General features: G+C 70.1%; 13 protein-coding genes. 9 read left to right on the top strand and 4 right to left on the bottom strand.

Annotated features, from left to right (window positions below):
- From AWX74_RS22780 to AWX74_RS22790, 3 genes are all read left to right on the top strand, one after another.
- Positions 1 to 2163 carry a 3-hydroxyacyl-CoA dehydrogenase NAD-binding domain-containing protein gene (locus AWX74_RS22780; RefSeq protein ID WP_091280514.1) on the top strand — a complete coding sequence of 721 codons (2163 nt, stop codon included), beginning with the start codon at positions 1 to 3 and terminating at the stop codon, positions 2161 to 2163.
- A complete protein-coding gene (locus tag AWX74_RS22785; RefSeq protein ID WP_278184648.1) occupies positions 2160 to 3209 on the top strand; it encodes an NAD(P)H-dependent flavin oxidoreductase in 1050 nt (349 codons plus the stop codon). The genes AWX74_RS22780 and AWX74_RS22785 overlap by 4 nt, the downstream gene beginning before the upstream one ends.
- A gap of 115 nt (positions 3210 to 3324) precedes the next feature.
- Entirely contained in the window at positions 3325 to 4443 is a 1119-nt protein-coding gene (locus tag AWX74_RS22790; protein ID WP_091280520.1) for an alcohol dehydrogenase catalytic domain-containing protein, read from the top strand.
- A 194-nt stretch (positions 4444 to 4637) separates the two neighbouring features.
- Here the strand turns inward: AWX74_RS22790 and AWX74_RS22795 are convergent, their stop codons facing one another.
- From AWX74_RS22795 to AWX74_RS22810, 3 genes are all read right to left on the bottom strand, one after another.
- Positions 4638 to 9437 (bottom strand): diguanylate cyclase, encoded by a 4800-nt coding sequence (locus AWX74_RS22795; protein WP_091280524.1) that lies wholly within the window; start codon positions 9435 to 9437, stop codon positions 4638 to 4640.
- A 358-nt stretch (positions 9438 to 9795) separates the two neighbouring features.
- Positions 9796 to 10347 carry an AMIN-like domain-containing (lipo)protein gene (locus tag AWX74_RS22800; protein WP_091280528.1) on the bottom strand — a complete coding sequence of 184 codons (552 nt, stop codon included), beginning with the start codon at positions 10345 to 10347 and terminating at the stop codon, positions 9796 to 9798.
- 1446 nt (positions 10348 to 11793) lie between these two features.
- On the bottom strand, positions 11794 to 12669 hold the full coding sequence (locus AWX74_RS22810) for a hypothetical protein (RefSeq protein ID WP_091280535.1): 876 nt from the start codon (positions 12667 to 12669) through the stop codon (positions 11794 to 11796).
- Between the two features lie 330 nt (positions 12670 to 12999).
- On the opposite strand from AWX74_RS22810, the gene AWX74_RS22815 reads away from it, so the two are divergent.
- From AWX74_RS22815 to groL, 5 genes are all read left to right on the top strand, one after another.
- Complete coding sequence (locus AWX74_RS22815) at positions 13000 to 13461, top strand: VOC family protein (protein ID WP_091280539.1); 462 nt, start codon at positions 13000 to 13002, stop codon at positions 13459 to 13461.
- A 173-nt stretch (positions 13462 to 13634) separates the two neighbouring features.
- Positions 13635 to 14810 (top strand): LLM class flavin-dependent oxidoreductase, encoded by a 1176-nt coding sequence (locus tag AWX74_RS22820; protein ID WP_091280544.1) that lies wholly within the window; start codon positions 13635 to 13637, stop codon positions 14808 to 14810.
- A 98-nt stretch (positions 14811 to 14908) separates the two neighbouring features.
- Positions 14909 to 16099, top strand: a complete 1191-nt coding sequence (locus AWX74_RS22825; protein WP_091280634.1) for an LLM class flavin-dependent oxidoreductase — start codon at positions 14909 to 14911, stop codon at positions 16097 to 16099.
- The gene (locus tag AWX74_RS22830) at positions 16096 to 17481 is read left to right on the top strand and encodes an NtaA/DmoA family FMN-dependent monooxygenase (protein WP_242666364.1); all 1386 of its coding nucleotides are present in this window, start codon (positions 16096 to 16098) and stop codon (positions 17479 to 17481) included. The genes AWX74_RS22825 and AWX74_RS22830 overlap by 4 nt, the downstream gene beginning before the upstream one ends.
- A 508-nt stretch (positions 17482 to 17989) precedes the next feature.
- Positions 17990 to 19630, top strand: a complete 1641-nt coding sequence (gene groL / locus AWX74_RS22835) for a chaperonin GroEL (RefSeq protein ID WP_091280547.1) — start codon at positions 17990 to 17992, stop codon at positions 19628 to 19630.
- A 125-nt stretch (positions 19631 to 19755) separates the two neighbouring features.
- On the opposite strand, the gene AWX74_RS22840 is transcribed toward groL, so the two are convergent.
- The gene (locus tag AWX74_RS22840) at positions 19756 to 20208 is read right to left on the bottom strand and encodes a DUF4334 domain-containing protein (RefSeq protein ID WP_054571224.1); all 453 of its coding nucleotides are present in this window, start codon (positions 20206 to 20208) and stop codon (positions 19756 to 19758) included.
- Positions 20209 to 20361: 153 nt separating this feature from the next.
- Between AWX74_RS22840 and AWX74_RS22845 the strand changes: the two genes are divergently transcribed.
- Complete coding sequence (locus tag AWX74_RS22845) at positions 20362 to 21852, top strand: aldehyde dehydrogenase family protein (protein ID WP_091280640.1); 1491 nt, start codon at positions 20362 to 20364, stop codon at positions 21850 to 21852.
- Positions 21853 to 21899: the final 47 nt, after the last annotated feature.

Below are 21899 nucleotides of genomic sequence, written 5' to 3' on the forward strand. Positions count from 1 at the left end.
ATGGTCAGCTCAGGCATCAGGTACAGCCATGGCGCGGACGGCATCGTGACCCTGACGATGGACGATCCCGACGCGCCGGTGAACACCATGAACGACAACTTCATGCTCGGGCTGCGTGAGGCGGTCGACCGCCTCGAGTCCACCCGCGAGGACGTCGTCGGCGTGCTGCTCACCTCGGCGAAGAAGAGCTTCTTCGCGGGCGGCGACCTCAACCGGCTGCGCGCGGGCTCCGCGGAGCAGGCCGCCGAGGAGACCGACTACATCAACAGCATGAAGGCCGACATGCGCCGGCTGGAGAAGCTCGGCAGGCCGGTCGTCGCGCTCATCGGCGGCGCCGCGCTCGGCGGCGGGCTCGAGGTCGCGCTCTGCGCCCACCACCGGATCGCCGCGGACGTCCCCGCCACCCTGATCGGCCTGCCCGAGGTCTCCCTCGGGCTGCTCCCCGGCGGGGGCGGGATCTCCCGCACCGTGCGGATGATGGGCCTGCTCAAGGCGCTGCAGAAGGTGATCCTGCCGGCCACGAAGTTCGGCCCGATCGCGGCCGCCGAGGTCGGGCTCGTCGACGAGGTCGTCGCCGACCCGTCGGAGCTGGAGCCCCGCGCCCGCGCCTGGATCGCCGCGAACCCGGCGCCGGTCAAGCCGTGGGACGTCAAGGGCTTCACGCTGCCCGGCGGCGACGTCCGCAGCCCGCAGGTCGCCACGACGCTGCAGACGCTCGCCTCCCTGCTGCGCAGGCAGTCGCGGGGAGCGCCGGCCCCGGCGCCGCGGGCGGCGCTGGCGGCGGCGGTCGAAGGCGCGTACGTCGACTTCGACACCTCGTCCCTCATCGAGACGCGCTACCTGGTCCACCTCACCACCGGTCAGATCGCCAAGAACATGATCAAGGCGTTCTTCTTCGACCTGCAGCACATCAACTCCGGGGGCAGCCGGCCCGCGGGCCACCCGAAGTACACGACCCGCAAGGTCGGCGTCGTCGGTGCCGGCATGATGGGCGCCGGCATCGCGTACGTGAGCGCCAAGGCCGGCATCGAGGTCGTCCTCAAGGACGTCACCGTGGACGCGGCCGAGAAGGGCAAGGACTACGCCCGCGGCCTGGAGGCCAAGGCGCTGGCCCGCGGGCGGACCAGCCAGGAGAAGTCGGACGCCCTGCTGGCGCGGATCACGACCACCGACAGCCCGGCCGACTTCGCCGGCGTCGACCTCGTCATCGAGGCGGTCTTCGAGTCGATGCCGCTCAAGCAGGAGGTGTTCCGCGAGATCCAGGAGATCGTGGAGCCCGACGCGGTGCTCGGCTCGAACACCTCCACCCTGCCGATCACCCTCATCGCCGGCGGGGTCAAGCGCGAGAACGCGTTCATCGGCATCCACTTCTTCAGCCCCGTCGACAAGATGCCGCTCGTCGAGATCGTCCGCGGTGAGCAGACCAGCGACGAGACGCTCGCCCGGGTCTTCGACTACGTGCGGCAGATCCGCAAGACGCCCATCGTGGTCAACGACTCGCGGGGCTTCTTCACCTCACGGGTGATCGGCAAGTTCATCGCCGAGGCCATCGCCGCCGTCGGCGAGGGTGTCGACCCGGCGAGCATCGAGCAGGCGGCCACCCAGGCCGGCTACCCGGTCGGCGCGCTGCAGCTGCAGGACGAGCTGACCCTCACCCTCACCCAGAAGATCCGCATCGAGACCCGTGAGGCGGAGGAGGCCGCGGGCCGCGTCTGGGACCTGCATCCGTCCGAGCCGGTCATCGACTGGATGGTCGAGCAGGGGCGGGCCGGGCGCCGCCAGGGCTCCGGCTGGTACGACTACGACGACTCCGGACGGCGCCTGGGCATCTGGGCCGGCGTGCGCCAGCAGTTCGGCTCCGGCCGGACCGTCCTGCCACTGAAGGACCTGCAGGAGCGGATGCTGTTCGCCGAAGCGCTCGACACGATCGACTGCCTCGACAACGGCGTGCTCACCAGCGTCCCCGACGCCAACATCGGTTCCCTCTACGGCATCGGGTTCCCCGCCTGGACCGGCGGTGTGCTGCAGTACGTCAACCAGTACGACGGCGGGCTGGCCGGCTTCGTCGCCCGGGCCCGCGAGCTCGCCGCCGCCTACGGCGACCGCTTCGAACCGCCGGCGTCGCTGGTCGAGCGGGCCGAGCGCGGGGACGAGTACCGGTGACCGCGGTGCCCGCACCGGTGAAGGCGATGCCGCTGCCGGTGCCCGGAACGCCGGAGTCGGTGGCCCCGACGCCCCGGCTGCGCACCCGCATCACGGAGCTGCTCTGCATCGAGCATCCCGTGGTGCAGGGCGGGATGATGTGGGTCGGCCGGGCCGAGCTCGCCGCGGCCGTGTCCGAGGCCGGTGGCCTCGGCATCGTCACCGCGCTCACCCAGCCGACGCCGGCCGATCTCGCCGCCGAGATCGCGCGGACCCGCAGGCTCACCGACAAGCCGTTCGGCGTCAACCTGACGATCCTGCCGTCGATCAACCCGCCGCCCTACGACGAGTACCGGCGCGCGATCGTCGACTCCGGCGTCACGATCGTCGAGACGGCGGGGTCCAGCCCCGAGCCGCACATGGACTTCTTCCACGAGCACGGCGTCCGGGTGATCCACAAGTGCACCAGCGTGCGGCACGCGGTGAAGGCCGAGCGGGTCGGTGTCGCCGCGGTGTCGATCGACGGCTTCGAATGCGCCGGCCACCCGGGCGAGGACGACATCCCCGGCCTCATCCTGGTGCCGGCCGCCGCCGACGCGCTGACCATCCCGTTCCTCGCCTCCGGCGGATTCGCCGACGGGCGGGGGCTCGCCGCCGCGCTGGCCCTCGGCGCCGACGGCATCAACATGGGCACCAGGTTCATGTGCAGCGAGGAGTCGCCCATCGCCGAGGCGGTCAAGCGCCGCATCGTCGAGGCGACCGAGCTCGACACCGAGCTGATCTTCCGCTCGCTGCGCAACACCGCGCGGGTCGCCCGCAACTCGGTCAGCGTCGAGGTCGTGCGGATCCTCGCCGACGGCGGGACGTTCCCGGATGTCCAGGGGCTCGTCGCGGGCTCCCGTGGCCGCAGGGTGTTCGACGACGGGGACCTGGAGGCCGGCATCTGGACCGCCGGCCTCGTCCAGGGCCTCATCCACGACGTGCCACCGGCGGGGGAGATCGTCACCCGCATCGTCCGTGAGGCGTACGAGACCCTCCACGCGACCGTGGCGAAGTTCCGCGCCTGACCGGCCCGTCACCGGCTGCCCGCGAACCGCGGGGCTCCGCGGGGATCCGCCACCCGCGGAGCCCCGCACCCTCGCGCGGACGCGCGCTCATCCAGTTACAGAAGGGAACCTGCCGATGCGTGCGGCGGTGCTTCGTGACGCGGGCCGGCTCGAGGTCGAGGATCTCGACGTCCCCGAGCCCGGGCCGGGCGAGGTCCGGGTCCAGGTCCGGGCCACCGGGGTCTGCCACACCGACCTCACGGTCGTCGAGGGGAAGATGCCCGTCCCGCGGCCGGTCGTGCTCGGCCACGAGGGCGCCGGGGTGGTCGACGCCGTCGGCCCGGGTGTCGCCGACCTCAGCGTCGGTGACCACGTCGTCCTGACGATCACGCCTGGGTGCGGGGTGTGCCGGCAGTGCCAGCTCGGTGCGCTCGGCCTGTGCGAGGTCGCCGCCCCGCACATGATCGACGGCCGGCTGTCGCACGGCCAGCAACGGCTCACCAAGGGCGCCGAGCGGATCAACCACTTCGCGCTGCAGTCGTCGTTCGCGGAATACGCGGTCGTCGACCGCCGGGCCGCGGTGAAGGTGCCCGACGACGTGCCGTTCGACATCGCCTGCCTCACCGCCTGTGGCGTCTCCACCGGCTTCGGCGCGGCGGTGGTGCGGGCCGGCGTCGAGGCCGGCGAGACGGTGCTGGTCATCGGCGCCGGCGGGGTGGGCCTGGCCACCGTGCTCGGCGCGGTCACCGCCGGCGCCGGCCGGGTGATCGTGGCCGACCGCAGCGCGGCGGCCTGCCAGCTCGCCGAGGACCTCGGCGCCACGGACAGCATCGTGGTGGAGGAGGACACCAACCTCGTCTCCCGGGTCCGCGCGCTTACCCGCGGCGGCGGTGGCGTCGGCAGTGGTGGCGGCGGTGGCGTCGACGTCGCGATCGACGCCGTGGGCACCGGGAGGACCGCCGCGGCGGCGTTCAACGCGCTGCGCCGGGGCGGACGGGCGGTCGTCGTCGGCGTCGCGGATCCCCGGGCGACGGTGTCCGTCCCGCTGTACCACCTGATCGACCAGCGGGTGCTCACCGGAAGCACGAACGGAAGCATTCGCCCGCAGGTCGACATCCCGCGGATCCTCGACCTCTACCGGGCCGGCCGGCTGCCCCTCGACCGCCTCGTCACCCGCCGCTACCCCCTGGAGGACATCGGCCAGGCGATGGCCGAGCTCGGCGTGAAACCCGGCCGGGCGGTGATCACCTTCTGAACGGCGCCCCGAAAAGTGGAAGGTCGGCGGTTCGACCCCGCCCCTGCCCACCACCTCTGATCAGGGGTTTCTCTTCGCAACTCGGCTCCTAGCGGTAATGATCCTCCGGTCAGTTGAAGTCCTCCCCGCGCGAGCACGGGGGATACCGACCAGTAGACGTACTGCCCGGTTCGCAGGCGTGGGTACGCCTGTTGCTATCGACGTGCCACCGCCACCCGGTTACGGCCGCGGTGCTTGGCCTTGTAGAGCGCGGCGTCGGCGACCTCGAAGAACGCATTGAGATCGCCGTCCACGGGGGGAACGGCCGCCGCGACGCCGATGCTCACGGTGACGACTCCCCTTTCGACCAGCGGGTGCGGTTCGGCCAGCTCCTCGACCGCCGAACGGCTCCGATGAGCGAGCCGGGCGGCCGCTCCCAGACCTGTCCTTGGCATGACTACGGCGAACTCCTCGCCGCCATAGCGAGCGACCAGATGGGTGTCACGGATGTTCTTGGCGAGGCATGCGGCGACCTTTTTGAGACACTGGTCGCCCGCGCTGTGCCCAAAATGGTCGTTGTAAAGCTTGAAATAGTCGATGTCGACTATCGTGAGCGCGATAGGCGTAGAATTGCGTCCCGCGCGGTTCCATTCCACATCGAGGACCTCGCTGAGACGCCGGCGGTTGGCCAGCCCGGTCAGCGGATCAGTCGTCGACAGCTGTAGCAGCCGGCGGTTCACGACGGAGAGCTGCTGGGTTCGTTCGGCGACCTTGCGTTCCAGCGACGCATAGACCTGGGCGTTGTCGAGTGAGACGGCCAGCTGTCCGGCGACCAGCATTATTCCTTCCAGGCGTTCAATAGTAAACGCGCTACGGATCATCCGGTTCTCGAGGAGAAGCATTGCGCCCTGCGTGCCGCGTATTGTGATAGGCAGGGCAAGCAGGGAGCAACGGTCGAGGTCGGCGAAGTACAGATCGCGGCGAAACCGCTCGTCGTGGGTCGCGTCGTCGATAGCAAGGGGTTGGTGGGTGCGATCGACATACCAGATGACCGAAGCCGGCAGCATGCGCCGCCGACCGGCTTCGTCGAGTGAGATGGTGTCGCCGTCGCCTACCGGCACGGACCAGCCAACTTCATTCTGCTCATGCAGCAACAGGTGGACGCTGGTGGCGCCAGTCATTTCCGACAGGATTCCCGCGACCCTTGCTCGTAGACCGTCGATGGTGGTCTCGGAGCCGAGCGCCTGAGACGCGGCCGCGATACCGAACAGGTCAATGGTCCGGGTCGTGGCGGCGGGCTTGCACCCGGCGGGCTCCGCCAGCCGGCGCGCATCCGGCTCCATGGCCGTGAACTCGATGCCCTGCACCGGGTGAACCCAGTCGAGCTGGCTGACCTTCGCCGTCGCGCCCCAGGCCAGATACTGACGGCGGGCAGCCGCGAGCGGAGCGTTTCCAGCCTCCAACATGCCGTGGGAGAGGTAGAACCGGGCGGTGCGTTCGAGGATCAGCGCTCGGTGCCATGGGCGATCCCGCGTGGACGCCTCGCGCTGCGCGACGTCGAACATGTACGCCGCCTTGTGGAAATCACCGACAGCCCAGGCCTGTTCCGCCTCCACCAGACGCAGCAGGTGGAGGAAGTTGACCGGCGCGTCGGCCGCACGCGCGGACAACCATGCGACCAACTCGTCCAGCTCAGCCAGCGAGGCTTCACGCTGACTCGCTTCGGTGGCCCGTGCCTGCGCGGCGAGCGACATGGCCCGCAGCAGTCGTGCCGTCGTCGTCACATACATCGGCTCGATCACCGGCAGCAGCCGCATCGACGCCGCGGTGTGGCGGGCCAGCCTGGCCGGATGATCGAAGATCGCCGCGGCGAGCGCCAAGGCGATGTGCAGATGGGCGCGGGCGATCGGATTGGCCGCGAGTCTGCTCAGGGCAGACACCTCGTCGGCTTCCGATTCGACGGTCTCGCCACGCAGAATCCTGATCAGCTGGCGGCACGGCTGGACGTTCTCCACAAGATGCGCATTACCGGTGCCTGCCCCGGCCGCGAGCGCCGCGTCGACCTCAGGGGCAAGGGCGTCAAGAGTTGGTGCACAGTCCAGCAGATTGTGCACCAACATGTAGCGTGTATACGACGCATTCTGCAGGTCACCGCTGCGGACAAGCACCTCCAGCGCGCGACGGGCCCCCGAAATATTCTCCTCGAGGGAATCGAACCAGTGCCCGACACCAGCCGCGTAAAGGTACTGAGCACGACCGATCTCAAGGTCATAACCGAGTGACCTGCTCACCGAGAGGAGCCGCTGCACCACGCGGTACCCGGTGCGATAGTCGCCGCGGCTGCCGATAGTCCACGCGGCACCGGCGGCCGGGCCGAGAAAGGTGGCATGCGGGCCGTTCTGCACCCACATCTCCAGTACCTTCACGGTCAGCCAGCCCAGCATCGGCTGATCGCAGAAGTAGGCCGCGGGCAGGAGCCGGTCGATGATCCTGCAGGCGTCGAGTCGGGAGTGGTCGATGCCGCCTGCCAACCGAAGATCATCTGACTCATCGGTCCGATCGATCCACTGGCGGACCTCCTTCAGCCCGCGGTCGATGTCCGAGTCCAGATGATCCCGGTCCGGGACGGCGAAACCCAGGTGCCTCAGCTGGTCGAGGCCGAGCCGCATCGCCTCCCGAGCCAGGCCCCGGTTGGTCAGGCTGACAACCTGCGCCTCGACAGCCGCGGTGCGTTGAGTCGGGTGCGTGCAAAGCCGACAGACGGTTTCGTAGGCCTCATCGGCCTCCTCCAGCAGGCCAAGCCGGTGAAGGGCGGCGTGCCGCTCGGTGCCGACCGCGATCAGCTGGTCGGTGTCAGCCGGATCGATGAGCGGCATCGCCGCGGTCAGGAACCGTTCTTCCAGCGGGTAGTTGCTGAGTATCCGGGCCTGGCCGGCGGCCCGCCGGAAGAGCGCCGCCATGAGCTGCCGTTCCTGCGTGGCGTGAACCGCGTCGGCGACCAGCAGATACTGCTCCGCGGCGACAGCGAAGTACTCGTCCCGTTCGGACAGACACCGGGCCAGCCGCAGCCGAACAGCGCGCTGTTCGGTCGCTGTGATCCTGTCCAGGAGAGACTTCTGCGTCCGGTCGTGGTGGAACCGGATCGTCGACCGGTCGTCGAGCTCCCGCACCAGCAAGGCGGCCGCGTAGGCGGGCGCCAGCCGTCGCTCGACCTCCTGCGCCGCGAGCCCGGTCGCCGTGGCCAGGAGATCCAGCTCCACCCGCCCCGCCAGGCAGGCCATCGCCATGAGCACTTCTCGCGTGCCCGAAGGCAACGACGCCACGCGCGCGGCCAGCAGCTTCTTGATGTCCAGGCCGGCCAGCCGGCGACGCAGCGCGGACTGATCCACGTGCCAACGGCTCTCACCGGGAGCGATCAGACCCTCGTGACGCAGCGCATTGAACAGTTCCACCGTGTCGTACGGACTGCCCTCGGTGATGGACTCGATCATCCGTGCCAACTCGCTGGCCGACTGAGGGGCGATATGCAGGATGTCAGCGACCAGGCTGGCCTGCCCCGCGGGCACGAGGTTACCCAACCGCTGGTGGTGAGGTCCGGTCGGCTGGCGACTCCAGCGGTCGAGCATCGGCGCCAGCGGGTGAGCGATATCCACGTCGCTGTCCCGGTAGGCGCCGACCAGGAGCAGTCCCTCGGTCTGCTCCTCACTACCGAGGATCAGGTCGATGAAACCGAGCGGTGTCCGTCCAGCCCACTGCAGGTCGTCGACGACGAAAACAAGCGGCCTTCGCCAGGACGTAATGGTGCGCAGTACCGCGACTGAAGCGTGCTGTAGTCGTACCCGGGCCGTCATCGGATCGCCCGGATCGGGAGCGACCTTCAACAGCGCGGCGAGCTCCGGGAGGGCGGCGGCGACGAGTTCGGCGTTGGGCCCCAAAGCATCCAGAAGCTGCTCCCTGACCTTGGCCAGCCGGCCTTCCGGCTCGGCCAGCAACAACCGACCCAGCGCACGGAACGCCTGCCGGACTCCGTCATACTCCTCGTCTCGGCGAAACTGGTCGAACTTGCCGGTGACGAACCAGCCGTTGCGACCGGCCACCATCGGCCGGAGCTCGTTGACCAGGGATGTCTTGCCCACTCCCGCCGCACCGCTGACGAGGAGACCGCGGCAGTGGCCCGCCATCGCCTCCGCGAACGCCGCGCCCAGGTCCCGGATCTCCTCGTCCCGCCCGGCCAGCCGGGACGGTGCAAGGGGTCGCAGCGGCGAGTCGTGTGCGCCGGGATCACTTATCCGCGCGCCGCGGCGAAGCAGAACGAGATCACGCACCAGTCCATCGGCGGTCTGGTAGCGATCGTCCGGCTCCTTCTTCAACAGATGCATGATGATCGCCGAGAGCTCCGCCGGCAGTAGCGGGTTCACCGCGGCAGGTGGCACCGGAATCCTCACCAGGTGATCCTGGATGATCCGTGCCGGGTCGCTCGAACCGAAGGGCGGCGCGCCGGTTGCCAGCTCGTACAAGGTGGCCCCGAGCGCGTACAGGTCGGCCCGCTGGTCGACCAGGCGCGCGGTCCGGCCAGTCTGCTCGGGCGCCAGGTAAGGCACCGTTCCCACGATCTCCCTGTGATGGAGGAATCCCGGCCGGAGATCGGCGATGCTGGCGGCCAGCGCGAAATCGACCAGATACGGGATGTTTCGGTTCCCGCCCACCACGATGTTCGCGGGATTGATGTTCTGGTGCGCCACGCCCCGGCGGTGCATCTCCGCTACCGCGCGCGCAAGCGACTCAGCCAGCTCGACCAGGGTCACCGGAGCCAACGGCATGGCGAGCTCGCACAGAGCGATACCTCCGACATCGGCCAGCAGGATCGATCCCGGGCAGGACGGACTGCCATCCGCCAGCTGTGCCACACCATCAACACCGGACAACCGCTTCAGAATCTCGGTCTCATGAAGTAGCCGCCAATCCGCGCCAGGTCCCAGCGGTTCCTTCCGGATCAGGCTCCCGGCCGCGGACATAATGCGGGTAACCCGAGTCCGTTCTGTCTCATGCAGCACGTCCACCCGCACCGCGGTTGGCAGATCTCGACTCGGCTCCGTCCCCTCCGATCCATCCACACCCCCGCACCTCACGCTCTGTCTCGACTCACGTTCAGCTCATCTATCCAGTCTGCCGCCGGTCAGATCGATGGCAACAGTGCTGTCTCATAGGTGAATGTTTACGGCGGTTCCGGCGGCTTGGTGATTGGATAGCGGGATTTTTCGATCACTGTTCGATTCCGAACGGGAGTGCCCGACGTTCATCGGACACTCCCGTTCGTGTCCGGGCAGCTGCCACGTGCGGCGGCCTGCCCGTTGCACCCCTTGTCCTTCCGGGTTATCGGGTCGGGATCGCCACGATCACGCTCGTGCCGGTGTGCTGCACCGTCGGCTGTACCTGCGGTCCGGGCGCGGACTGGCGCAGACCGACGAAGTAGGTGACAACGCCCTCGAAGTCGCCACCCGACCGCACCTGGACAACATTGGTGGTCGCGCGGATCGGGAACAGGTTGCGCGGAGCCGTGGCCCTGCCCTGCTCGTCATGGGCCGCCGCATTGTGGAAGACCACCTTGACGAAGGACCGGCCCCGCACGGCGACGGGAAGGCCGGAGCCGTCCTGTATCAGTTCCGAGGTCGGCACGTACCGGGCGGTGACCTCGGAGGGGGCTGCCAGCTGGAAGTGGAACCGGACGAGGTCCGCGCGGGCACTGGCCGCATGTGCCGCGCTGATGCCCGTCAGGACCGGCGTGACGGGCATGACGGGCGCGGCCGGAGACACCGGTGTAACCGGAGTTGCCGTTGGCCCTCCGGCTCGCGCCGGAACCGCCATGAACAGCAGGCCCAGGACCAGTGGGACTATCGCACCAGAAATCCCGTGCGCCTTCCTCATGATGCACCACCCATTCCTTTCTCCCGGAGAAGGGAGTCCGGCGTGCGGACGTGCTGACTGGATTCCGGGCCGCCGGCTGATCCTGATTGCCGCGAGAATGCCCCTGGCGACAAGGCCGGTCGGATCGGACGAAGTCGGTGTCAGCTCGCTGGTCGGAAGTCGGATGGATGGTGAGTGGTGATGGATGTCGACATGGGCCCACCCCCATTCGTTGTCGGCCAAGCCTGTGCGAGCGCCGGGTGGCCCGCCACCGTGCGCATCGCTCCGAATACCCCGGAGTCGAGCGTCCACAACATGCCCTTCGAGGAGAGACGCTCGTGGGATGGCGAAGGAGCGACCAGGCTGTGATCCTCACCCGCCAGGCCACCGCGGCGCCAGGCAGGACGAGCCGGGCCGGCGAGGGCGCACCCTGGCCGTCAGTGCACCGCCGGCTGGACCGTCCTCGGCGCCGGGCAGGTCCAGCGAGAACACCCCGACCGCGTCGCTGCTGTCCGACGACCCCGAATGCGTCGTATGGCATGCCCCTACGGACACCGGGCGGCAGGCGCCGGCTGAGCAGGTTCCGGCTACTTCGAATTGCCCGATGTCCAGTCGGCGGGAACTGGCGCTCGTAGAGGTGATTTTGCGTCATCAGGTGCAGATCGATCCCGATTACCTCGGTGCTGTACCCGACGCCTGCCGACCGGAGCGACGCTGGTCGAACTCGCCGGGAGCGACCTGAACGACTACCGTGACCATGCCGGAGAGGCGTTAGGTGGATTCGCGGCGATGGCAGAAGACCGCGGGGCGCTCTACGCGTTCTGGAGGTCGGCGGCTCACGGCGGCCTGGCCTGCCGGCATTGGTGGGGAACCCCGGCATGGCCCACGCTGGTCGACCGCTTCATCCAAGCTCTCGACACACCGGATCATCCGCACTGGTCGTCCGGCGGGGAAGGGCAGGCGGCAGCGGAGACGGCGCCACACCAGGCCACCGGGCGTGCCGGTCTCCGTCGGCTGCTGATGAGCCGGCCATGGGATCTCGATTCCGATACGGCGCAATGGGTAGTCGATGCGGCCGGAACCGCTCCACCGACCCCGCGACGCGCTACCGGGATGTCTGATCATCACGGGGAGGACGAGCCGTGCCGCCGGCGTCGCCGACGCGCCCCCCGGGCGCCTGCCTCTGCGCAGGCCTGTCGGCGCCGGGCCTGTCGCGCTCCCCGGGGCCGGGCTCGTCGCAGGGGTCAGGCTTGTCGCGCCATTCACCAGCGGCGTCGCGCGCCGCCTGATCGGTGAGCTCCCGAGCGGTACGCGCGCCGGGGTCCGCCTCGTCGGGCGAGGAACACGCCTCGCCCGACAGGAGCCGGTTGACCTGGCCCGCCAACCGCCGTGCGCGTTGCTCGCCCGCACGGCGGCCGCCCTTGTCAGCTTTCGCTTCGTCGTCCGTTGCCATTTCTTCCCTGCTCGTTACCGCTCCATCAGCTTCCGGCTGATGTACTCGTCGAGGAACTTCGCGCGCTTTGCCGAGATCTGGTCGCTGGACTGCTTGGTCGTGACCGCTTCCTGCAGCCTCGGTGTGCCGGAATCGAGATTCGACTGGCGCTGGATCTCGGCGTACTCGCGGCGGGTGTTGGCGTCGATCGCCTCGCGGATGCTCCGGCCGTCCCGAGTGAACTTTCCAAGATCTCGGAGCTCCAGCTTCGGGCCGAAGAACGTGTGCTGGTACCAGTGGTCGTCATCGGGGTTGTGCCAGCTCAGATAGCCGCCCTCGCGTACCTGGCGCGGCTCGGTGATCGCGCCGGTGAAGCTGTACTGGACGCCGCTGGCCGCGACCGGGTCGAAGTATCTCGACGTGTAGAAGTCCGACACCACGATGTCGTTCACGGTGTAGGACCACCGAATGTCCTCGGACGGATCGGCGATCTCGACCAGGAACTGGACCCGCCCCTGGCTGGCCACCGGCGACTGGCCCGCGACGAGGCGGTTCCCGAAGGGGTCCGCGAGCATCTCCAGCACCTCGTGGCTGGCGGTCAGCGACCAACTGCTGCCGACCTCGACCAGTGAGAACGGCTGGCCGTCCTCGTCAAGGTGAACGCCGGCGGCCCCGCGTACGTCCTCCACCAGCAGCACCGGCCAGTAGCCCAGTGGGACATCGGAGAGCTTGGCGAAGGCGTCCACGGTTGCCGAAACACCCCAGATCGGGGCGAAGTCGCGCGTCACCTGCTTCTGCAGCGCCGCCGTGACCTCCATCACCTGGTGATGCCTCAGGTTGTCGAACTCGACGTTCTCCCCGCTCTCGCCGTCCGGGTCGTAGGGCACAAGCGCAATCTCACGTACCAGCATGAAACCTCCCGAAAGACTGACTTGACGATGCTCCGGCCGGGTCGTCTCAGGGTCCGCACGCCAGGCATCACGGCGGCGCGCCCGACATCACGGCAGCACGCCGGACATCGCGGCGCTGGAAGCATTCCGCAGCGGGAGAGCCTGTGCCCTCACCGTCTCCGCCGCACCAGTTCGCTGCCCGCCCCGGTGCCGATAAATCGCGGGTCCGGCCCATTCCGCACCAGCTCGACGGAAACGACTGCGCATCCGGGACGAGCCGCGGCCGAGATCGGAATCTCTATGATCCGGGGGTCAGCGCCGAGAAGCCACCACCGCGAACGGAGCGAGCCGATGAGCCGTCACGTCCAGGTCACATTCGACGCGCACGATCCGCGGGCGTTGTCGATCTTCTGGCGCGAGGTGCTGGGCTACGTCCACCCGGGCCCGCCGGGGGCCGACCTGCCGGCGGGCGCGGATCCGCTGGCCGCGTGGGACGAGTTCCTCGCGCGGATCGGCGTACCTGCGGAGCAGCGTAACTCCCGGTCGGCCATCGAGGACCCGGCCGGGCACGGCCCACGGCTGTTCTTCCAGCGGGTGCCGGAGGGCAAGGTCGCCAAGAACCGTGTGCACCTCGACGTCCGGGCCGCTCCCGGGCTGTCGGGCGAGGAGCGGATGGCGGCACTGGAGGCCGAGTGCGATCGGCTGGTCGTGCTGGGTGCGTCGCGGGTGCGTCGCCACGAGCCGGCACCTCCGATGGAGAACGGCTTCATCGTGATGGCGGATCCCGAAGGCAACGAGTTCTGCCTGGACTGACGGGGTTCGGAGGGGGCGGGCCCGAACGCGGTGCGCGCTTCCACTGGACGAGCCGGCACTTCGCTTCTAATCTTCACTAATCAGATGAACAAAGTGGCGTTGCATGCCTTGTCACCCGCGGTGATCGAAGGGGCGGTGGCCCGTTGTCCTCACCTGGAGCTGTTCCACTTTCCGTGCTGGATCTTGCGCCGGTTACAGCCGGGTCGTCCGCGGCCGACGCGCTTCGCAACACGATCGACCTGGCCCGCCGGGCCGAGAGCTTCGGCTACAGCCGGTACTGGCTCGCCGAGCACCATCTGACCCCGGGGGTCGCCTCCGCCGCACCGGCGGTGCTGATCGGGCTGGTGGCCTCGGCGACGGAACGGATCAGGGTCGGCTCGGGAGCGGTGCAGACCGGTCACCACACCGCGGTCGTCATCGCCGAGGAGTTCGGCACCCTCGCGCACCTGCATCCCGGCCGGATCGACCTCGGCCTCGGCCGGTCCAGCGTCGGGCGACTGCTCGAGCGGGCTGGTCAGGCCCCCGCACCCCCCGCACCGGTTGCAGCCGCCGCACCGGCGCCGGTTCCGGTGCCCACACCGGAACCGGCGCGGGCCTCGTCGTCGCCGGTGGCGTCCTCGCGGGTGGTCGGCGGCCTGCTGGTCCCGGCGCAGCCGGCGCTCAGCTTCGACCTGCAGCGGCTCGGCCGGCTGCTTCGGCTCGTCGGCTTCCGGGACGATCCCGACGACGACTACGCTGGGCTCGTCCGCGACATCCAGGCGCTGTTCGCCGGAACGCTGCGGGCCGAGGACGGCACCGAACTGTCCGCGCCCGCCGCGCAGGGGGCGGACGCCCAGATCTGGATCCTGGCGTCGACCGCGGGCGAGAGCGCCCGGACGGCGGGGGAGCTCGGGCTGCCGCTGGCGGCGAACTACCACATCACCCCGGCGGGGGTGCTCGACACGATCGACGCCTACCGGGCGTCGTTCCGCCCGGGCGTGCTCACGCGGCCCCGGGTGATGGTCTCCGCGGATGTCGTCGTGGCCCCCGACGACGAGACCGCACGGCACCTCGCCAGCGGCTACGGGCCGTGGGTGGCGAGCATCCGGGCGGGCGGGGGAGCGATCCCGTACCCGAGCCCACCGGAGGCGGCGCAGGCCGCGGCGGCCCTGAGTGACGAGCAGCGTGCGCTGATCGCGGACCGCCTCGACACCCAGTTCGTCGGCTCGCCGCAGACCGTGGTGCGCGGCCTGCAGGTGCTGCGGGACGTCACCGGAGCCGACGAACTGCTCATCACCACCATCACCCACTCCCACGCCGACCGGGTGCGCTCCTACCAACTGCTCGCCGACGCCTGGAACAACCAGTGACCGCGCCTGGGACGACGCCGCGTTCGGCGCCTGGGACGACGCCGCGTCCGACGCCGCAGCCGGCGGAACAGCGGGAGCCGGTACCCGGCGGGCGTGGGCTGGGCCTGGCCGTGGCGCTGGACGGCTGCGGATGGCATCCCGCCGCCTGGCGTGAGGCCGAGGCCCGGCCGGGGGAGCTGTTCTCCGGCCGTTACTGGACGGACCTCGCCCAGGAGGCCGAGCACGGCCGGCTCGATTTCGTGACGATCGAGGACACCCTCGCGCTGCAGTCGTCCCGGTTCGACGGGCCCGACGAGCGCGTCGACGAGGTGCGGGGCCGGCTCGACGCGGTCCTCGTCGCGGCACGGGTGGCCCCGCGCACCCGCGGGATCGGCATCGTGCCGACGGCCGTGGTCACGCACACCGAGCCGTTCCACCTCTCGAAGGCCATCGCCACCCTCGACCATGTCAGCTCCGGGCGGGCCGGGGTTCGGGTGCGGGTCGCCGGGTCACCGGCCGACGCCGCCCATTTCGGCCGGCGTGACGTCCCCGTCCCGCCGGCTTCCCCGGGGGCGTGGCCGGCGGAGTTCGTCGCCGACCTGTTCGACGAGGCCGGCGACTACGTGGAGGTGGTGCGCCGGCTGTGGGACAGCTGGGAGGACGACGCGGAGATCCGCGACGTGGCCACCGGCCGGTTCATCGACCGGGAGAAGCTGCACCACATCGACTTCGAGGGCCGCTGGTTCAGCGTGCGCGGCCCGTCGATCGTCCCGCGACCGCCGCAGGGGCAGCCGCTGGTCACCGCGCTGGCGCATGCGGACCTGCCGTACCGGTTCGCCGCCCGGTCGGCCGACCTCGTCCATGTGACCCCGCGTGACGCGGCGGACGCCGCACGGATCGTCGCCGAGGTGCGGGCCGCCTGGCAGGCCGCCGGGCGCCCGGCCGCCGACGTCAGGGTGTTCGCCGATCTCGTGGTGTTTCTCGACGACGCCCCCGGCCGGGCCGTGGCGCGCCGGGAGCGCCTCGACGAGCGCTCCGGCCGGGGGCGGCCCTACCGTTCGGACGCGCGGATCTTCGTCGGCTCGCCGGCGGGCCTGGCCGACCTGATCGAGCAGTGGAGCGGCCTCGGCATCGACGGTTTCCAGCTGCGCCCGGCGGTGCTGCCCACCGACCTCGTCGCGATCACCCGCGGGCTGGCACCGGAGCTGCGCCGCCGCGGCCTGTTCCGGGCCGAGTACGGCGCCGGCACACTGCGCGGGACGCTGGGCCTGGGCCTGCCGGCCAACCGCTACGCGGAAGCGGCCACGTGACGGGCCACGTGAGCGGCCAGCCGAGCGGTCCGGCGCGCGGCCAGCCCAGGCAGGTCCATCTCGCGGCGCACTTCCCGGGGGTCAACAACACCACCGTCTGGTCCGATCCCAGATCGGGCAGTCATATCGACTTCGCGTCGTTCGTCCACTTCGCGCGCACCGCGGAGCGTGCCCGGTTCGACTTCCTCTTCCTCGCCGAAGGCCTGCGGCTGCGCGAGCAACGGGGACGGATCCACGACCTCGACGTGGTCGGGCGCCCCGACACCTTCACCGTGCTGGCCGCCCTGGCCGCGGTGACCGACCGGCTGGGGCTGGCCGGCACGATCAACTCGACGTTCAACGAGCCGTTCGAGGTGGCCCGCCAGTTCGCCAGCCTCGACCATCTCTCGGACGGCCGCGCCGCGTGGAACGTCGTCACGTCCTGGGACGCGTTCACCGGTGAGAACTTCCGCCGCGGCGGGTTCCTGCCGGAGGCACAGCGCTACGAACGTGCCGAGACGTTCCTGCGGACGGCTCTGGAGCTGTTCGACTCCTGGGCGCCCGGCGACATCCTGGCGGACAAGGAGTCGGGTGTATTCCTGCGGGATCCCGCCGCGGGCTCGTTCAAGCACACCGACGCCCACTTCGACATCCGCGGGCGTTTCACCGTGCCCCGCTCGCCGCAGGGCCGGCCGGTGATCTTCCAGGCGGGTGACTCGGACGCGGGCCGGGAGTTCGCCGCCTCGTCCGCGGACGCCATCTTCAGCCGGCACGGCGAGTTCCACGCCGGGCGGGCGTTCTACGCGGACGTCAAACGCCGCCTCGCCCGGTACGGACGGGCGCCGCAGGACCTGCTGGTGCTGCCGGCGGCGACGTTCGTCCTCGGGGACACCGACGCGCAGGCCCGGGAACGGGCTGCGGAGGTCCGCCGCCAGCAGGTCAGCGGTGCCACCGCGATCGGACTGCTCGAGCAGCTGTGGAACCGGGACCTGAGCGGCCACGACCCGGACGGGCCGCTGCCCACCGAGGATCCGCTGCCCGGGGAGCACACGATCGCCCGGGGGCGGGCCAGCGTGCGGATGTTCGACGACCGGCTGGCCACCGCCCGGCGGTGGCGGGAGCTGGCCGAGCAGCACAAGCTCACCACCCGGGAGGTCATCATCGAGGTGACCGCGCGGCAGACCTTCGTCGGCAGCCCGGCGACGGTCGCCGAGACGATCAACCGCTTCGTGCAGGAGCAGGCGGCGGACGGGTTCATCCTCGCCCCGCACATCACCCCTGCCGGCCTGGACGAGTTCGCCGACACGGTCGTCCCGCTGCTGCAGGAGCGCGGCGTGTTCCGCACCGACTACGAGGGCACCACGTTGCGTGAGCATCTGGGGATCGGCCAGCCGGTCGCCTGACTCCGGGGGAGGACATCCAGGGCATGGCCGCCGGCTTCGGGGCTGTGCCCATGGGTTCTGCCGGGGCAGCCCAGGAGGCGGAGCACTTCGGTGCCCCCCTACCCGTTGGTGACCGGTGTGTCTGCCCGCCTGTCGGCTTCTTCTCCCTCCGGACCGGTGCGGCGGGCGGCTGTGCGCAGGCCGTGCCGGACTGTCGTTGCGGGTAGGCGGCACGGCTGCCGGGGCCGACCGCGGCCGATGGCCGGTACCGGTACTTCTACACCGTGCGAAGCGCCGCCGGTTCAATCGCCCGGCGTGGTGGTCACCTCCTTTCCGGGACGGCCGTGGCCTGGGCGGTGACTTGTACAGTGCTGGCACTCAGCTAGGTCGAGTGCCAGCCGCCGATGTGACGGGTGCCCCCTGGGCGCGACCCCTCGTCTTTGTTCTTCATGGCGGGTTTCCCGCCATGCACCCGCGTCGGCGCCGGGCACTGCTTCCTGCAGCTTCGCCCCAGGAGGATTCACCACGCATGTCGAAGATGATCGCGTTTGACGAGGCGGCGCGGCGCGGCCTGGAGCGCGGCATGAACCAGCTGGCCGACGCGGTGAAGGTCACGCTCGGCCCCAAGGGGCGCAACGTCGTCCTGGACAACAAGTTCGGCGTTCCCACCGTCACGAACGACGGTGTGAGTATCGCCCGTGAGATCGAGCTCGAGAACCCGTACGAGAAGATCGGCGCGGAGCTCGTCAAGGAAGTGGCGAAGAAGACCAACGACGTCGCGGGTGACGGCACCACCACCGCGACGATCCTGGCGCAGGCGCTGGTGCGCGAGGGTCTGCGCAACGTCGCGGCCGGCGCGAACCCGCTCGCGCTGAAGAAGGGCATCGAGGCCGCCGCCGAGTGCGTGGCTCAGGAGCTCGGGCGCATGGCGAAGGACGTCGAGACCAAGGAGCAGATCGCCTCCACCGCCTCCATCTCCGCCGGTGACCCGGCCATCGGCAGCATGATCGCCGAGGCGATGGACAAGGTCGGCAAGGAAGGCGTCATCACCGTCGAGGAGAGCAACACCTTCGGCCTGGAGCTTGAGCTCACCGAGGGCATGCGCTTCGACAAGGGCTACATCTCGCCGTACTTCGTCACGGACACCGACCGCATGGAGACCGTCTACGACGACCCGTACATCCTGCTCACCAGCGCCCGGATCGCGGCGGTCAAGGAGCTGCTGCCGATCCTGGAGAAGGTCTCACAGGCCGGCCGGCCGCTGGTCATCATCGCCGACGACGTCGAGGGCGAGGCGCTGGCGACCCTGGTCGTGAACAAGATCCGCGGCACGTTCAAGAGCGTCGCGGTGAAGGCGCCGGGCTTCGCCGAGCGCCGCAAGGCCCAGGTGGCGGACATCGCGATCCTCACCGGCGGTCAGGTCGTCACCGAGGACCTCGGCCTGAAGCTGGAGAGTGCCACGCTGGACGTGCTGGGCCGGGCCCGCCGGGTCGTCGTCACCGCCGACGAGACCACCATCGTGGACGGAGCCGGCGACCCGGAGCAGATCGCGGGGCGGGTCAACCAGATCCGCAACGAGATCGAGCTGGCCGACCGCGACTTCGACCGGGAGAAGCTGCAGGAGCGGCTGGCGAAGCTCGCCGGCGGTGTCGCGGTCATCAAGGTCGGCGCGGCCACCGAGGTCGAGCTCAAGGAGAAGAAGCACCGCATCGAGGACGCCGTCTCGAACGCGAAGGCCGCGGTCGAGGAGGGCATCGTCGCCGGCGGTGGCGTCGCTCTCCTGCAGGCGTCCACCAGCGCCTTCGAGAAGCTCGAGCTCACCGGCGACGAGGCGACCGGGGCGGGCATCGTCCGGCTCGCGCTGGAGGCGCCGATCAAGCAGATCGCGTTCAACAGCGGCTTCGAGGGTGGCGTCGTGGTCGAGAAGGTGCGCAACCTCCCGACCGGCCACGGGCTGAACGCGGCCACCGGCGACTACGTCGACATGGTCGCCGCCGGCATCATCGACCCGGTCAAGGTCACCCGCTCGGCGCTGCAGAACGCCGCGTCGATCACGGGCCTTTTCCTCACCGTCGAGGTCGTCGTGGCGATCACTCCGGAGGACGCGGCGGCCGACGCGGCCGCCGTCGACGCGGCCGCCATGGGCCAGATGGGCGGGATGGGCTTCTGAGCCCACGGCTGCTGGCAGCCGACGTCATCTGCTGAGGGGAACCACCGAGCCGTGCGGGCCCGGTGGTTCCCCTCAGTCGTTACCGCGTCGGTCGCGGATGGGTCAGTCGCGGGTGAGCGGGTGGGTCAGTCGCGGGTGAGGTGGAAGAAGAAGTCGGTGGGGCGGCCCTTGGTGTCCGTGACGCCCAGCACCACGTTCTCGGAGATCTTCCGGAAGACATCGATCATCGGCTGGTCGTCGTAGATCATCGCCGCGGAGACCTTGCCGCGGAAGCTCAGTTCCCGCAGGCGGGCCAGGCCCAGCCCGGCGAACGAGTAGAGGGTGCCGTCGCTGCGGCGGCATAACAGCGGGTCGGCGTGCTCCGCGTCAGTGAAATGTCGGCCGTACCACTTCATCCGGGTAAGCAGTACGCCCAGCTCGCGATCCGCGGTGAGCAGGCCGCCGCGCCAGCGGCCATACATGAACGTCGCTGGTACCGGATCGAGTTCGTCGAACAACGCCAGCAGCGGTTCCGCCGACTCGTTCGCGCCTGTCCTGATGAGCTCCAGGATGGCTGCCGCACTGCTCGTCAGTTTCATCTCATTCTCCCGGCACGGTGGCTGTGACTGTCGACGTCTCCCGGCCGCGCGAATTCGTGGGATCAGTGCGTGCTGCCGTCTCCCGCGTTGGCCTCATGGCCTGTATCGTGCCGGATACCAAATATATTGGATGTCTGCCCAGGGGTGTTGACGATGACCACCACGGCCGATCAGCCTGCTGTCTTAGTGACGCATCATCCGGCCACCGGTGCGGATGCCGCGTCCTATCCGGTCGCGGCGCCCGCCGACGTGCGCGCCGCGGTGGAGGCCGCCCGCGGCGCGGGCGAATGGTGGCGTTCCATCGGCTGGAAGCGCCGCCGCGCGCACCTGTCGGCGCTGCGCCTGGCGATGGTCCGTGAGGTCGACACCCTGGCCGGGATCATCCGCGCCGAGACCGGCAAGCCGTTCGACGACGCGGTGCTCGAGATCATGCTGGCCGTCGAGCACCTGGACTGGGCCGCCCGCAACGCCCGCGCGGTGCTGCGTCCCCGCAAGGTGCGCACGGGGCTGCTGGCCGCCAACCAGAAGGCCATCCTCGAATACGCGCCGTTCGGGGTCGTCGGGGTCATCGGTCCCTGGAACTACCCGCTCTACACGCCGATGGGCTCGATCTCCTACGCCCTGGCGGCGGGTAACGCGGTGGTCTTCAAGCCCAGCGAGTACACCCCGGGTGTCGGGCGCTGGCTCGCCGACACGTGGGCGAAGCTGCTGCCCGCGCAGCCGGTGCTGCAGGTTGTCACCGGGTTCGGCGAGACGGGCGCCGCGCTGTGCGAGGCCGGCGTCGACAAGATCGCCTTCACCGGCTCGACGGCCACCGGCAAGCGGGTCATGGCCGCCTGCGCGCGCACCCTCACCCCGGTGGTGATCGAGGCGGGCGGCAAGGACGCGCTGATCGTCGCGGCCGACGCCGACCTCGACGCCGCGGCGAAGGCGGCGATCTTCGGCGGGATGGGCAACTCCGGCCAGACCTGCGCCGGAGTCGAGCGGGTCTTCGTCGTCGACACCGTGTACGACGACTTCGTCTCCCGGGTCACCGCCCTCGCCTCCCGGGTGCGCCCCGGCGACGGCGAGGGTGACCACTACGGACCGATCACGATGCCCGCCCAGGTGGACATCATCCGCTCCCACATCTCCGACGCGCTGGGGCGCGGGGGGCGGGCCCTGGTCGGCGGGCTGGACGCGGTGAACGCGCCGTTCGTGGCGCCGGTGGTGCTTGTCGACGTGCCGTCCGACAGCCTCGCCGCGCGGGAGGAGACGTTCGGGCCGACCCTGGTCATCGACAAGGTCGCGGACCTCGACGAGGCCGTCCGCCGGGCGAACGACTCCCGCTTCGGGCTTGCCGCCTCGGTGTTCACCCGCAACCGCCGCAGTGGGCTCGACGTGGCGCGCCGGCTGCGCACCGGGGCCGCCTCCGTCAACAGCGTGCTCGGGTTCGCCTCGATCCCGGCGCTGCCCTTCGGTGGTGTCGGCGACTCCGGGTTCGGCCGCATCCACGGTGCGGACGGCCTGCGGGAGTTCAGCCGGCCGAAGGCGATCACGAGCGTTCGCTTCGCGAGCCCCGTGGATCTGATGACACTGGAGCGTTCACCGAAGGCGGTGCCGAGCGCGCTGCGGATGTTCCGGCTGCGGCACGGGCGCCGGTGAACGGGCAGCGGGCCCGCTCCAGCGAGCGGGCACGGCTCCGGGCCCGG

The sequence above is a fragment of the Parafrankia irregularis genome, from assembly GCF_001536285.1.
Classification (GTDB): domain Bacteria; phylum Actinomycetota; class Actinomycetes; order Frankiales; family Frankiaceae; genus Parafrankia; species Parafrankia irregularis.